Source organism: Escherichia sp. KTE96 (genome assembly GCF_000408525.1).
Lineage (GTDB): Bacteria > Pseudomonadota > Gammaproteobacteria > Enterobacterales > Enterobacteriaceae > Escherichia > Escherichia marmotae.
Window position 1 is genome coordinate 1,615,585 of sequence record NZ_KE137149.1, and the last position, 12,660, is coordinate 1,628,244.

A 12,660-nucleotide genomic window follows, 5' to 3' on the forward strand; every position below is an offset into this window, starting at 1 on the left:
GGTTTACGCCTGGTGGGAAAACCTAACTTAAGATGTTACTTCGGTGCGGGTGAGGGTGAATATATCGTAAAAAGACAGTTCACCTTTACGGGCGATCATTTTTTGCAGTTGTTCTTTGTGGATATTCGCGACACGCGGCGAGTTCAGTATGGCTTCAACCAGCGCAGCAGGGACAAATCGCGTGTTATACCATTCGCCGTTATAGCAAACCCGAAAATCGAGCACGTCGATATCTTCATAGCGGTAGCGTGGGTAGACATCGAAAAAGAAGAAACCGTTAAGCAGGATGAATAACACAACCAGTAGCCAGACTGAATCTGACAGCGTTTGGGACTGCAACATTACCGCCAGTGTGGCAAAAAAAGCAACATACATGCCGATAAACAGCCCCGGATGTTTGCGGATAAAACTGATACTAAAGCGGGGTTTGTTGTCGCGTTTTTCGCGCGTATTCAGAGAATCAATCGTTTCGGTTAGCAGGCGTTGTATTTCAGTCATCTTTTGCCTTCGTGGTATCTGCAACTTTCCAGTGAACACCCTATTTTAACGTGGGAATGATATGAAGAAAGTAACAGATTTGCCACAATTTTGCATAACAGTTGCAAATTGTAGTTACAACTTTTTAATGATTCTGGCTGGGTTGCCGCCCATGACGACGTTGTCCGGGATATCTTTTGTGACGACCGCACCTGATGCCACTACGACGTTATCGCCAATGGTAACGCCCGGGTTAATGATGGCACGCCCCCCAATCCAGACGTTATTACCGATAGTCACCGGTTTCCCCAGTTCACCACCAGCATTACGTTCTACAGGATCGACAGGGTGTGTAGCGGTATAAATATGAACGCCCGGAGCCAGAATGCAATTATCGCCAATACGAATAGGGCAGACATCAAGCATTACGCAATCGAAGTTTGCGTAAAACCCTTTACCGAGGAAAATGTTATAGCCATAGTCGCAACGAAAGGAAGGCTCAATATACGCATCCGCAACCTGGCCGAGTAAATCGGTGAGAATTTGTTGGCGTAGTGATTGATCTTCCGGCGCGGAATGGTTGTATTGGTGAATAAGCTGACGAGCGCGCAGGCGATCGCGAGATAAAGTCTCATCTGCCGAGCAATACAACTCACCAGCAATCATCTTTTCTTTTTCTGTGCTCATTACAAACATCCTGGTTGCTGAAAATGCGGCAACACAGTAATGCAAAAAGCCAATGAAGAGAACGTTCCCGTTACTTCTGTGTGATGGAGATCACATGAGGAATGCCTTCATGGAAAAAATAGAATATACTTAATAAACAGACTGTTATAGCCTGATTTTATACTAATTGAGTTATCGAATAAATTTCCACACCGAGGAAGGGATCTTGTCGTAAAGCTTATTCATGGTCAATTCTGCAAGGCGGTGATCTGCGGCTGAGTAAAATACCGCCAGTTCATTATCTGATAATTCGTATTTATTTTTCTCGATAACACGTTCCAGCGTGTCAATTGTCTGACAACGACGCAAACGCATCAAATAATCGGTTTTTGTTAAAGGTTTATCGGACATACTTCTACCCATGGTTGTAATAATTCGAACAAGATAAACTTGCAGGATTCTCTTTCGTGGCATTCACGAAACAACGGAACAGTCGGTTACCTGACTTCCGCCATTTCTGGAGATCCTGCATATTAATACCATAACTACTGAACAACATAAAGGTGTCGTCCAGATATTCATCTATCTGCTCAATGAGCTTATTGTCTTCATTATACTTAATTTTGTAATTAAGCGCGAAGGTTGCAATATGCTCAATGAGTTCATTAAGTTGCAGATTGATAGCCGAGGTAGGGTCGTTAACCCAACCATGATTGCTTTCTTCAAGGTTTGCAAGACAGTCATGATACAGGGTTTCGCAAAGAAACTTAAGCTGTGCAATATCATGTCTTTTTGGTGAGTATTCATCCATAACGCGTCCCCTTCTTAGCGATTGAACTAACGGACACCTTTCGGGATGGGAAAACTTACTGACCTGGACTTGCCCTCACATTTGTTAGATTAACTATAATCCACTCTTTGAAGGTTTTCATCGCATTATTACGAAAAATTACAATTAGGAGGAGGAGAGGGAAAAGGCTTACTTCTTCATCCTGGCACCAACTACGTAAAGCCTAAAGCAGTTAGTTTGATGCTATTCATAACGTAATCAGGATTCTCGCATCGCGGCTGATAAAATGGTATGGGAATTTGTCACACTAATACCCAGGATTGCTCTGATTATGATGTAATTGACATGAATAAATAAAGAATTGCCGCAAATAATTAAGAATAGCCTCTAGATGTCTATGGGTTATTATACCTATTAGCGCGACTTAATATAAATTAACTAACAATAGGCATTTTTTATGAATTTTATGCCGCGTTAAAACTACCCTCCGTTTGAAACCTTAGCTGTAAACATTGTGACTTTAAGATTATACGTATTAAAAAGGCCGCTTGCGCGGCCTTAGTGATTACGAGTTTTATCAATGATGATCGACAGTATGGTTGTGTTCGATATCTTCATTCTTGCGGCTAAAGCGGCGGCGAACCACCACAAAGAACACCGGAACGAAGAAGATCGCCAGTACCGTTGCGGTCACCATGCCGCCCATTACACCAGTACCAACTGCGTTCTGTGCGCCGGAACCAGCACCAGTACTGATAACCAGCGGCATAACACCGAGGATAAACGCCAGTGAAGTCATCAGGATCGGACGTAAACGCATTCGCACCGCATCCAGAGTAGCTTCAATCAGACCTTTACCTTCTTTATCCATCAAGTCTTTGGCGAATTCGACGATAAGTATCGCGTTCTTCGCTGACAACCCAATGGTTGTGAGCAGGCCCACCTGGAAGTAAACGTCGTTGGTTAAGCCACGGAAGGTGGCTGCCAGCAATGCACCGATAACCCCCAGCGGAACAACCAGCATAACGGAGAACGGAATTGACCAGCTCTCATACAGTGCCGCCAGACACAGGAACACGACAATCAACGAAATCGCGTACAGCGAAGGTGCCTGGTTACCGGAGAGGCGTTCCTGATAGGACATCCCCGTCCAGTCGTAGCCAACCCCCGTAGGCAGCTTACTCGCCAGTTGTTCCATCAGCGCCATCGCTTCACCGGTACTCTTACCCGGTGCCGCCTGACCTAAGATCTCCATGGATGGCAGACCGTTGTAACGTTCCAGACGCGGCGAACCGTATTCCCAATGTGAAGAGGAGAACGCTGAGAATGGCACCATCTGACCATCAGCAGCACGAACATACCAGTTACCGATATCTTCCGGCAGCATGCGGTATTTCGCTTCTGACATTACGTAAACTTTCTTCACACGACCGCGGTCGATAAAGTCGTTCACGTAGCTGCCGCCCCATGCAGCCCCCAGGGTGGTGTTAATGTCGTTAATAGAAACACCCAGTGCCTGAGCTTTTTCCTGGTCGATATCAATCTTAAACTGCGGCGTATCTTCCAGGCCGTTCGGACGCACGCTGGTCAGCAGATCAGGGTGCTTCGCTGCTTCGCCCAGCAACTGGTTACGTGCCTGGGTCAGTTTTTCGTGGCCGAGGCCCGCCTGGTCAATCAGCTCAAAGTCAAAGCCGGTTGCCGTACCCAGTTCCACAATCGCTGGCAGGTTAAAGGCGAACACCATCGCATCTTTAATTTGCGAGAAGGCACGCGTTGCACGCGTGGTAATCGCTTCAACTTTGTTCTCATCACCCGGACGGTCAGCCCAGTCCTTCAACGAAACGAACGCAATACCCGTGTTCTGACCACGTCCTGCAAAGCCGAAGCCGTTAACGGCGAACACCGATTCAACGTTGTTCTTTTCTTTGGTCAGGTAGTAATTCGTCACCTCGTTGAGCACTTTTTGCGTGCGTTCTTGTGTTGCACCTGCAGGCAGTTGGACCATGGTCATAAACACGCCCTGGTCTTCATCTGGCAAGAAGGAGCTTGGCAGACGCACGAACAGATAGGCCATGCCGACAACAATGATCAGATACAGCACCAGGTAACGCCCCGTACTGCGCAGAATACCGCCTACGCTGTCGGTATAGTGGTGCGTGCTCTTTTCGAACATGCGGTTAAACCAGCCGAAGAAGCCTTTTTTACCTTCCCCATGATCGCCTTTAGCGATAGGTTTTAGCATGGTCGCACAAAGCGCCGGAGTCAGGATCAACGCCACCAGTACTGACAATGCCATTGCGGAAACAATGGTAATGGAGAACTGACGATAGATTGCACCAGTTGAGCCGCCAAAGAAGGCCATCGGTATAAATACAGCCGACAGCACCATCGCGATACCAACCAGTGCGCCCTGAATCTGCCCCATTGACTTACGAGTGGCTTCTTTCGGCGGCAGACCTTCTTCTGCCATCACACGTTCAACGTTTTCTACCACAACGATGGCGTCATCCACCAACAGGCCGATAGCGAGCACCATCCCGAACATTGTTAGCGTGTTTATCGAGAAACCAAAGGCAGCAAGGACGGCAAATGTTCCCAGCAATACCACCGGTACAGCAATGGTCGGAATCAACGTCGCGCGGAAGTTCTGCAAGAACAGATACATTACCAGGAACACGAGGATGATTGCTTCGACCAGGGTTTTCACTACTTCGTGAATGGAGATTTTCACGAACGGCGTAGTGTCGTATGGATAAACGATTTTCAGACCCGACGGGAAAAACGGCTCCATCTTCGCCAGTTCAGCCCGGATTGCTGAGGCGGTATCCAGCGCGTTTGCACCGGTCGCCAGCTTGATACCCAGACCAGAAGCCGGTTGTCCGTTAAATTCCGCGATGATGTCGTAGTTTTCACCACCCAGCTCAATTTTCGCCACATCACGCAGCAGTACGCGGGAACCATCCTGATTCACTTTCAGCAGAATTTTGCCGAACTCTTCAGTGGAGGTCAGACGCGTCTGAGCAATAATAGAGGCGTTAAGCTGCTGGCCTTTAACCGGCGGCGTACCACCGAGCTGACCGGCAGCTACCTGGGCGTTCTGTGCTTTGATTGCGGTAATAACATCAACCGGCGTTAACTGGTATTTGTTCAGTTCATTCGGGTTCATCCAGATACGCATCGCGTACTGGGAACCGAACAACTGAACGTCACCGACGCCCGATGTACGGCTGATGGCATCTTTCATATTTGCCGCTACGTAGTCAGAGATATCCTCCTGCGTCATGGTGCCGTCGGTGTTGATAACGCCGACAACCATCAGGAAGCTACTGGAAGATTTCTCAACACTCACCCCTTGCTGCTGTACTTCCTGCGGCAGTAACGGCATTGCCAGTTGCAGTTTGTTCTGCACCTGAACCTGCGCGATATCCGCATCAGTACCAGACTCAAAGGTCAGAGTGATCTGCACAGTACCCGTGGAGTCACTATTGGATGACATGTACATCAGGTTATCGATACCGTTCATATTCTGTTCGATAACCTGTGTAACAGTATCCTGCACTGTTTTTGCATCAGCGCCAGGATAGGAAGCGGAGATCGTTACTGCCGGCGGTGCAATCGTAGGATATTGCGCCACCGGCAGTTTGAGGATCGCCAGCCCCCCTGCCAACATGATGATGATGGCGATCACCCACGCAAAAATCGGGCGATCAATAAAGAAATTAGGCATGTCTTAACGGCTCCTGTTTAAGTTAAGACTTGGACTGTTCAGGCTGAGCACCGCTTGCGTCTTGCTGGTTGTTATCAGCGGTTATCTCTTGTGCTTTCACCTGGACACCAGGACGCACTTTCTGCAGCCCACTTACTACTACGCGTTCGCCTGCTTTCAGACCCTCAGTCACCAGCCACTTATCGCCAATGGCCTGGCTGGCGACGATCGGACGAGTTTCCACTTTGTCATCCGCGCCAACCACCAGTACGGTAGCTTCGCCGCGTGGTGTACGAGTTACCCCCTGTTGTGGAACTAAAATGGCGTTTGGATTAAGCCCTTCTTCCAGACGTGCACGCACGAACATACCCGGCAGCAGGGTGTGATCCGGGTTCGGGAAAATGGCGCGTAACGTGATAGATCCGGTGGTCTGATCGACGGTAACGTCAGAGAACTCCAGCGTACCATCCTGCGGGAACTTAATACCGTCACTGGTGATCAGCGACACTTTAGCTTTGCCGTTCTCTTGCTTCAGTGTGCCGTTAGCGAGTTCCTGTTTCAGACGCAGGAAGTCGTTACTGGACTGAGTCACATCAACGTAGATCGGATCAAGTTGTTGCACGGTTGCCAGCGCAGTCGCCTGACCGTTTTGCACCAATGCGCCTTCCGTCACGTTCGATTTACCTATACGGCCGGTAATCGGAGAGGTGACTTTGGTATAAGCCAGATTGATTCGTGCGGTTTCAACCGCCGCTTTCGCCGCAGTGACAGCAGCATTTGCCTGTTGTGCATCTGCCAGTGCCTGATCGTACTCCTGCTTACTGATGTACTGAGTACCCAGCAGCTTCTGGTAACGATTAACAGTCAACTGCGCGATATTGGCTGCTGCTTGCGCTTTAGCCAGATCGCCTTTTGCACTATCGTAAGCTGCCTGGTAGGTAGCAGGATCAATCTGATAGAGAGATACCCCCGCTTCGATGTCGCTACCTTCTTTGAAATTACGCTTCAGGATGATCCCGCTAACTTGAGGACGAACTTCTGCGATCCGGAAAGCACTGGTGCGGCCCGGAAGCTCGGTTGTGATCTGCAGAGGTTCAGTTTTGACTGTTACTACCCCAACGGCGGGCATCTGCTGGCCACCTTGTTGGGCCTGTTTGTCGTCACATCCTGTAAGCGCTAAGCTGCCTGAGAGCATCAGAACGATCGCCAGAGGCGTAAACCCTCTGTTTTTGTTCATATGTAAACCTCGAGTGTCCGATTTCAAATTGGTCAATGGTCAAAAGTCGATAAACCCATTGCTGCGTTTATATTATCGTCGTGCTATGGTACATACATTCATAAATGTATGTAAATCTAACGCCTGTAAATTCACTAACATATGGCACGAAAAACCAAACAAGAAGCGCAAGAAACACGCCAACACATCCTCGATGTGGCTCTACGTCTTTTCTCACAGCAGGGGGTATCATCCACCTCACTGGGAGAGATTGCAAAAGCAGCAGGCGTTACGCGTGGTGCAATCTACTGGCATTTTAAAGATAAGTCGGATTTATTCAGTGAGATCTGGGAGCTGTCAGAATCCAATATTGGTGAACTAGAGCTTGAGTATCAGGCAAAATTCCCTGGCGATCCACTCTCTGTGTTAAGAGAAATACTAATTCATGTTCTTGAATCGACGGTGACAGAAGAGCGGCGGCGCTTATTGATGGAGATTATATTCCATAAATGCGAATTTGTCGGAGAAATGGCAGTCGTTCAGCAGGCACAACGTAATCTCTGTCTTGAAAGTTATGACCGTATAGAACAAACGTTAAGACATTGTATTGAAGCGAAAATGCTGCCCGCGGATTTAATGACGCGTCGCGCAGCAATTATTATGCGCGGCTATATTTCCGGTTTAATGGAAAATTGGCTGTTTGCCCCGCAATCTTTTGATCTCAAAAAAGAAGCCCGCGATTACGTTGCTATATTGCTGGAAATGTATCTCCTTTGTCCCACGCTTCGTGCACCTGCCGCCAACGAAAAATCCTGAATCAGACTCCAGGATTTATCCTGGACATTTTCGCTGTTGCTATTCTGGTTCTCCACGCCGTGCTATTCTAGCCGCTTGACTATTTCAGGTCGTTCTTCAGGTTCAGAAACCTTCACTCATCATGACTATGTTCCAGTATTACAAACGATCACGACATTTTGTTTTTTCAGCATTTATTGCTTTTGTTTTGGTCTTGTTATGCCAGAACACGGCCTTTGCGCGGGCGTCATCGAATGGTGATCTACCGACGAAAGCGGATCTACAGGCACAACTTGACTCGCTTAATAAACAAAAAGATCTTTCTGCCCAGGATAAGCTGGTACAGCAAGATGTTACTGACACATTAGCCACTCTTGAGAAAATCGAGCGTGTAAAAGAAGAAACGGTGCAATTACGGCAAAAAGTTGCCGAAGCACCAGAGAAAATGCGCCAGGCAACTGCTGCGTTAACTGCGCTTGGCGATGTGGATAACGACGAAGAAACCCGTAAGACGTTGAGTACGCTGTCGTTACGTCAGTTGGAGTCTCGCGTTTCGCAGGCGCTGGACGAGTTGCAAAACGCACAAAACGATCTGGCTTCTTATAACAGCCAGTTGGTTTCATTACAGACGCAGCCCGAACGCGTGCAAAATGCGATGTATACCGCCTCGCAGCAGTTGCAACAAATTCGCAGCCGTCTGGATGGCACTGAGGTTGGTGAGGCGGCTTTACGTCCCAGCCAGAAAGTGTTGATGCAGGCGCAGCAGGTTTTGCTGAATGCCGAGATTGACCAGCAACGTAAAAGCCTGGAAGGGAACACCGTCTTACAGGATACCCTACAAAAGCAACGCGATTACGTGACGGCGAACAGCACGCGTCTGGAACATCAACTGCAACTGTTGCAGGAGGCGGTGAACAGCAAGCGCCTGACATTAACTGAAAAAACAGCGCAGGAAGCGGCAACGCCGGACGAAGCTGCGCGTATTCAGGCTAACCCGCTGGTGAAGCAGGAACTGGAAATTAACCAGCAATTAAGTCAGCGTCTGATTAGCGCCACAGAAAACGGCAATCAGTTGATGCAGCAAAACATCAAAGTTAAAAACTGGCTGGAGCGGGCGCTGCAATCGGAACGCAATATTAAAGAGCAGATTTCTGTCCTGAAGGGCAGCCTGCTGTTGTCCCGTATTCTTTACCAACAACAACAAACGCTGCCGTCGGCGGATGAACTGGAAAACATGACCAACCGCATCGCGGATTTGCGTCTCGAACAGTTCGAAGTCAACCAGCAACGTGATGCACTGTTCCAGAGCGATGCTTATGTGGCCAAACTGGAAGAGGGCCATGCTAACGAAGTCAACGATGAAGTCCGTGACGCACTGTTGCAAGTGGTAGATATGCGTCGTGAACTGCTGGATCAGCTAAACAAACAGTTGGGTAACCAACTGATGATGGCCATTAACCTGCAAATCAACCAGCAGCAGTTAATGAGCGTGTCGAAAAACCTGAAATCTATCCTGACCCAACAAATTTTCTGGGTGAACAGTAACCGTCCGATGGACTGGGACTGGATTAAGGCGTTCCCGCAAACGTTGCAGGATGAATTCAAGTCGATGAAAATTACGGTGAACTGGGAAAAAGCCTGGCCCGCCGTATTTATCGCTTTCCTTGCCGGTTTACCGCTGCTGTTAATTGCCGGGCTGATCCACTGGCGTCTGGGTTGGCTGAAAGCGTATCAGCAAAAACTGGCTTCTGCCGTAGGTTCCCTGCGTAACGATAGCCAGCTCAACACACCAAAAGCGATTCTTATCGACCTGATTCGCGCGCTGCCGGTGTGTCTGATTATTCTCGCCGTTGGTCTGATTCTGCTGACCATGCAGCTCAACATCAGTGAATTACTGTGGGCGTTCAGCAAAAAACTGGCGATTTTCTGGCTGGTGTTTGGCCTGTGCTGGAAAGTGCTGGAGAAAAACGGCGTTGCGGTTCGTCACTTTGGTATGCCAGAGCAACAGACCAGCCACTGGCGTCGGCAGATTGTTCGCATCAGCCTCGCGTTGTTGCCAATCCATTTCTGGTCTGTGGTAGCAGAACTCTCCCCGCTGCATTTGATGGATGATGTGCTGGGGCAGGCGATGATTTTCTTTAACCTGCTGCTGATCGCCTTCCTGGTATGGCCAATGTGCCGTGAAAGCTGGCGTGATAAAGAATCCCACACCATGCGTCTGGTCACCATTACCGTGCTGTCGATCATCCCGATTGCGCTGATGGTGCTGACTGCAACAGGCTATTTCTACACTACGCTGCGCCTCTCCGGGCGTTGGATTGAAACGGTGTATCTGGTAATCGTCTGGAACTTGCTGTACCAGACAGTGCTGCGTGGGTTAAGTGTGGCGGCACGGCGTATCGCCTGGCGTCGTGCGCTGGCGCGTCGGCAGAATCTGGTGAAAGAAGGGGCCGAAGGTGCCGAGCCGCCGGAAGAGCCAACCATCGCGCTGGAGCAAGTCAACCAGCAGACGTTGCGTATTACGATGTTGCTGATGTTTGCGCTGTTTGGTTTGATGTTCTGGGCGATTTGGTCCGATTTAATCACCGTATTCAGCTATCTCGACAGCATCACCCTGTGGCATTACAACGGCACTGAAGCCGGGGCTGCGGTGGTGAAAAATGTGACGATGGGCAGCCTGCTGTTTGCGATTATCGCCTCAATGGTGGCCTGGGCGCTGATCCGCAACCTGCCAGGTTTGCTGGAAGTGCTGGTGCTGTCGCGGCTGAATATGCGTCAGGGCGCGTCGTATGCCATTACTACCATCCTTAACTACATCATCATAGCCGTTGGCGCGATGACCGTGTTTGGGTCGCTTGGCGTATCGTGGGATAAACTCCAGTGGCTGGCGGCGGCATTATCTGTAGGTCTGGGTTTTGGTTTACAAGAGATCTTCGGTAACTTTGTCTCGGGTTTGATCATCCTGTTCGAACGTCCGGTGCGCATTGGCGATACAGTAACCATCGGCACTTTCTCCGGGACGGTCAGTAAGATCCGTATTCGTGCTACCACCATTACAGATTTCGATCGCAAAGAAGTGATTATCCCGAACAAAGCGTTTGTTACCGAGCGTCTGATCAACTGGTCGTTAACCGACACCACCACCCGTCTGGTGATCCGCCTCGGTGTGGCTTACGGTTCTGATCTGGAAAAAGTACGCAGAGTACTGCTTCAGGCGGCGGCGGAGCATCCAAGGGTGATGCACGAACCCATGCCGGAAGTCTTCTTCACTGCGTTTGGTGCCAGCACGCTGGATCATGAGCTGCGTTTGTATGTTCGTGAACTGCGTGACCGCAGCCGCACTGTCGATGAACTGAACCGCACCATTGATCAGTTGTGCCGCGAAAACGACATCAACATTGCCTTTAACCAGCTTGAAGTGCATCTGCACAACGAGAAGGGCGATGAAGTGACTGAAGTGAAGCGCGACTACAAAGGCGATGATCCGACGCCTGCGGTAGGGTAATAACAAAAGGGGCAGCATTGAGTTGCCCCGAGATTAATGACAAAGTGCGCGTTGTTCATGCCGGATGCGGAGTGACCGCCTTATCCGGCCTACAAAACCGCGAAAATTCATTATATTGCAGGAGCGGTGTAGGCCTGATAAGCGTAGCGCATCAGGCAGTTTTGCGTTTACCAGCAATCTGCGGGGACATTTAGCGGCCCCATTTATTTATCACTTTTCGCCTCATCATCGTGCGTTAATTTCTTTTCATAATCGCGTTTTACAATATCCAGTGCGCGCAGCACGGTGCGGGCTGGGATCTGATTTTCTTCCAACAGCACAATCAAATCGACGGCCAGTTTCACATCGTCAGGGGCATTTTCCAGTGACATATTTTCTCCATTGTTAGCGAGTTAAACGCGCTAACCTGTTTTCGATTTTTTCCAGCGCATGGCGGCACCGAACCAGGCGTGCTTCATAGGCTTCAACCTCACGATGCAGCGTCTGCTGTTCGACTAAATCGGTCGCCTGTGCCAGACGTGCTTTACGCTCGGCAACCATCTCACGTAGCCGCCGCTCAAACTCCTGATGCTGAATGCGTTTACGCTGCCAGCGGGCGATTTTCGGCGGCGCGCTGTCCCATTCGCGCAGCGACCAGGACGCCGCTTCACGGGCAATTGCTTCCAGTTGAGCTGCCAGATGTTCCGCCAGCCAGGCCACTTGTGGCAGTTGTTGCCGTTCGACCGCGTGATGAAGCGCGGTCAGGTTGTCCCCAGCCTCAGCCAGACACGCCTGTAACGTCGTCGCGCGAGTCTGAAAAAGATGCCGGTCGAAACGGGCGCTTAGCGTGCCAAACTGCGCCACCGGGGCACAACGCTGGCGCAGCATGGCGAGCTGACCTTCCAGTTTTTCCAGCAGCAGGGTAGTTTTCACGATAAGACCTCAATGAAAATGATAATTGTTATGCTAAAGTAGCCACTCTGTAAGCTGACAACACTTAATATGCAACGAATCATTTTAATCATCATTGGCTGGCTGGCGGTAGTGCTGGGTACGCTGGGCGTGGTATTACCGGTATTACCGACGACGCCGTTTATCCTGCTGGCTGCCTGGTGTTTTGCTCGTTCTTCCCCGCGCTTTCACGCCTGGTTGCTGTACCGCTCATGGTTTGGTAGCTATTTACGCTTCTGGCAGAAATATCATGCAATGCCACGCGGTGCAAAGCCCAGAGCGATTTTACTGATCCTCGTAACCTTTGCGATTTCGTTGTGGTTTGTACATATGATGTGGGTACGCATCCTGCTATTGATCATCCTCGGTTGTTTGTTGATTTTTATGTGGCGAATCCCGGTGATTGATGAAAAGCAATAAAAACGGCGAAGCACAACAATCGCTGTTGCAATTATCGCCCACAGCCAGTACATTCTGGCGTTTTCGAGCACAGGCGCAGGCGGTCAAAGGTTAAACAAAAGTTACTTTTGATACGTTTAAAACGCGCCGTGAGTACCACCGTAACAAGCAGGCAT

The 12,660-nt window shown here is 49.6% G+C and carries 11 protein-coding genes; 3 read left to right on the plus strand and 8 right to left on the minus strand.

Annotated features, from left to right (window positions below):
- Window positions 1-27: 27 nt before the first annotated feature.
- From A1WG_RS06875 to acrA, 6 genes are all read right to left on the minus strand, one after another.
- Window positions 28-498, minus strand: a complete 471-nt coding sequence (locus A1WG_RS06875; RefSeq protein WP_001515897.1) for a YlaC family protein — start codon at window positions 496-498, stop codon at window positions 28-30.
- Window positions 499-612: 114 nt separating this feature from the next.
- Window positions 613-1,164: a maltose O-acetyltransferase gene (gene maa, locus A1WG_RS06870; protein ID WP_001515898.1), complete on the minus strand. Its 552-nt coding sequence runs from the start codon at window positions 1,162-1,164 to the stop codon at window positions 613-615.
- Between the two features lie 171 nt (window positions 1,165-1,335).
- On the minus strand, window positions 1,336-1,554 hold the full coding sequence (locus A1WG_RS06865) for an HHA domain-containing protein (protein ID WP_001280991.1): 219 nt from the start codon (window positions 1,552-1,554) through the stop codon (window positions 1,336-1,338).
- Window positions 1,555-1,558: 4 nt separating this feature from the next.
- On the minus strand, window positions 1,559-1,954 hold the full coding sequence (tomB, locus tag A1WG_RS06860; protein ID WP_000344801.1) for an Hha toxicity modulator TomB: 396 nt from the start codon (window positions 1,952-1,954) through the stop codon (window positions 1,559-1,561).
- Between the two features lie 556 nt (window positions 1,955-2,510).
- Window positions 2,511-5,660: an efflux RND transporter permease AcrB gene (acrB, locus tag A1WG_RS06855; RefSeq protein ID WP_001132495.1), complete on the minus strand. Its 3,150-nt coding sequence runs from the start codon at window positions 5,658-5,660 to the stop codon at window positions 2,511-2,513.
- A gap of 22 nt (window positions 5,661-5,682) precedes the next feature.
- Window positions 5,683-6,876, minus strand: a complete 1,194-nt coding sequence (gene acrA, locus A1WG_RS06850) for a multidrug efflux RND transporter periplasmic adaptor subunit AcrA (RefSeq protein WP_001515899.1) — start codon at window positions 6,874-6,876, stop codon at window positions 5,683-5,685.
- A 141-nt stretch (window positions 6,877-7,017) separates the two neighbouring features.
- Here acrA and acrR point away from each other — a divergent pair, with 141 nt between their 5' ends.
- A complete protein-coding gene (gene acrR / locus A1WG_RS06845; RefSeq protein ID WP_000101742.1) occupies window positions 7,018-7,671 on the plus strand; it encodes a multidrug efflux transporter transcriptional repressor AcrR in 654 nt (217 codons plus the stop codon).
- Between the two features lie 121 nt (window positions 7,672-7,792).
- Window positions 7,793-11,155, plus strand: a complete 3,363-nt coding sequence (gene mscK / locus A1WG_RS06840) for a mechanosensitive channel MscK (protein WP_000177768.1) — start codon at window positions 7,793-7,795, stop codon at window positions 11,153-11,155.
- A 203-nt stretch (window positions 11,156-11,358) separates the two neighbouring features.
- Here mscK and rsmS read toward each other — a convergent pair whose 3' ends face one another.
- Both rsmS and priC read right to left on the minus strand, forming a co-directional pair.
- The gene (rsmS, locus tag A1WG_RS06835) at window positions 11,359-11,526 is read right to left on the minus strand and encodes a pleiotropic regulatory protein RsmS (protein WP_000051145.1); all 168 of its coding nucleotides are present in this window, start codon (window positions 11,524-11,526) and stop codon (window positions 11,359-11,361) included.
- 13 nt (window positions 11,527-11,539) lie between these two features.
- Entirely contained in the window at window positions 11,540-12,067 is a 528-nt protein-coding gene (gene priC, locus A1WG_RS06830) for a primosomal replication protein N'' (protein WP_000858960.1), read from the minus strand.
- Between the two features lie 69 nt (window positions 12,068-12,136).
- Between priC and A1WG_RS06825 the strand changes: the two genes are divergently transcribed.
- Window positions 12,137-12,505: a DUF454 family protein gene (locus A1WG_RS06825; RefSeq protein ID WP_001188908.1), complete on the plus strand. Its 369-nt coding sequence runs from the start codon at window positions 12,137-12,139 to the stop codon at window positions 12,503-12,505.
- Window positions 12,506-12,660: the final 155 nt, after the last annotated feature.

What these genes read in the sequence shown, in the direction of transcription:
- A1WG_RS06875 (WP_001515897.1), bottom strand. Translation starts at nt 498, where the DNA reads ATGACTGAAATACAACGCCTGCTAACCGAAACGATTGATTCTCTGAAT.
- maa (WP_001515898.1), bottom strand. Translation starts at nt 1,164, where the DNA reads ATGAGCACAGAAAAAGAAAAGATGATTGCTGGTGAGTTGTATTGCTCG.
- A1WG_RS06865 (WP_001280991.1), bottom strand. Translation starts at nt 1,554, where the DNA reads ATGTCCGATAAACCTTTAACAAAAACCGATTATTTGATGCGTTTGCGT.
- tomB (WP_000344801.1), bottom strand. Translation starts at nt 1,954, where the DNA reads ATGGATGAATACTCACCAAAAAGACATGATATTGCACAGCTTAAGTTT.
- acrB (WP_001132495.1), bottom strand. Translation starts at nt 5,660, where the DNA reads ATGCCTAATTTCTTTATTGATCGCCCGATTTTTGCGTGGGTGATCGCC.
- acrA (WP_001515899.1), bottom strand. Translation starts at nt 6,876, where the DNA reads ATGAACAAAAACAGAGGGTTTACGCCTCTGGCGATCGTTCTGATGCTC.
- acrR (WP_000101742.1), top strand. Translation starts at nt 7,018, where the DNA reads ATGGCACGAAAAACCAAACAAGAAGCGCAAGAAACACGCCAACACATC.
- mscK (WP_000177768.1), top strand. Translation starts at nt 7,793, where the DNA reads ATGACTATGTTCCAGTATTACAAACGATCACGACATTTTGTTTTTTCA.
- rsmS (WP_000051145.1), bottom strand. Translation starts at nt 11,526, where the DNA reads ATGTCACTGGAAAATGCCCCTGACGATGTGAAACTGGCCGTCGATTTG.
- A1WG_RS06825 (WP_001188908.1), top strand. Translation starts at nt 12,137, where the DNA reads ATGCAACGAATCATTTTAATCATCATTGGCTGGCTGGCGGTAGTGCTG.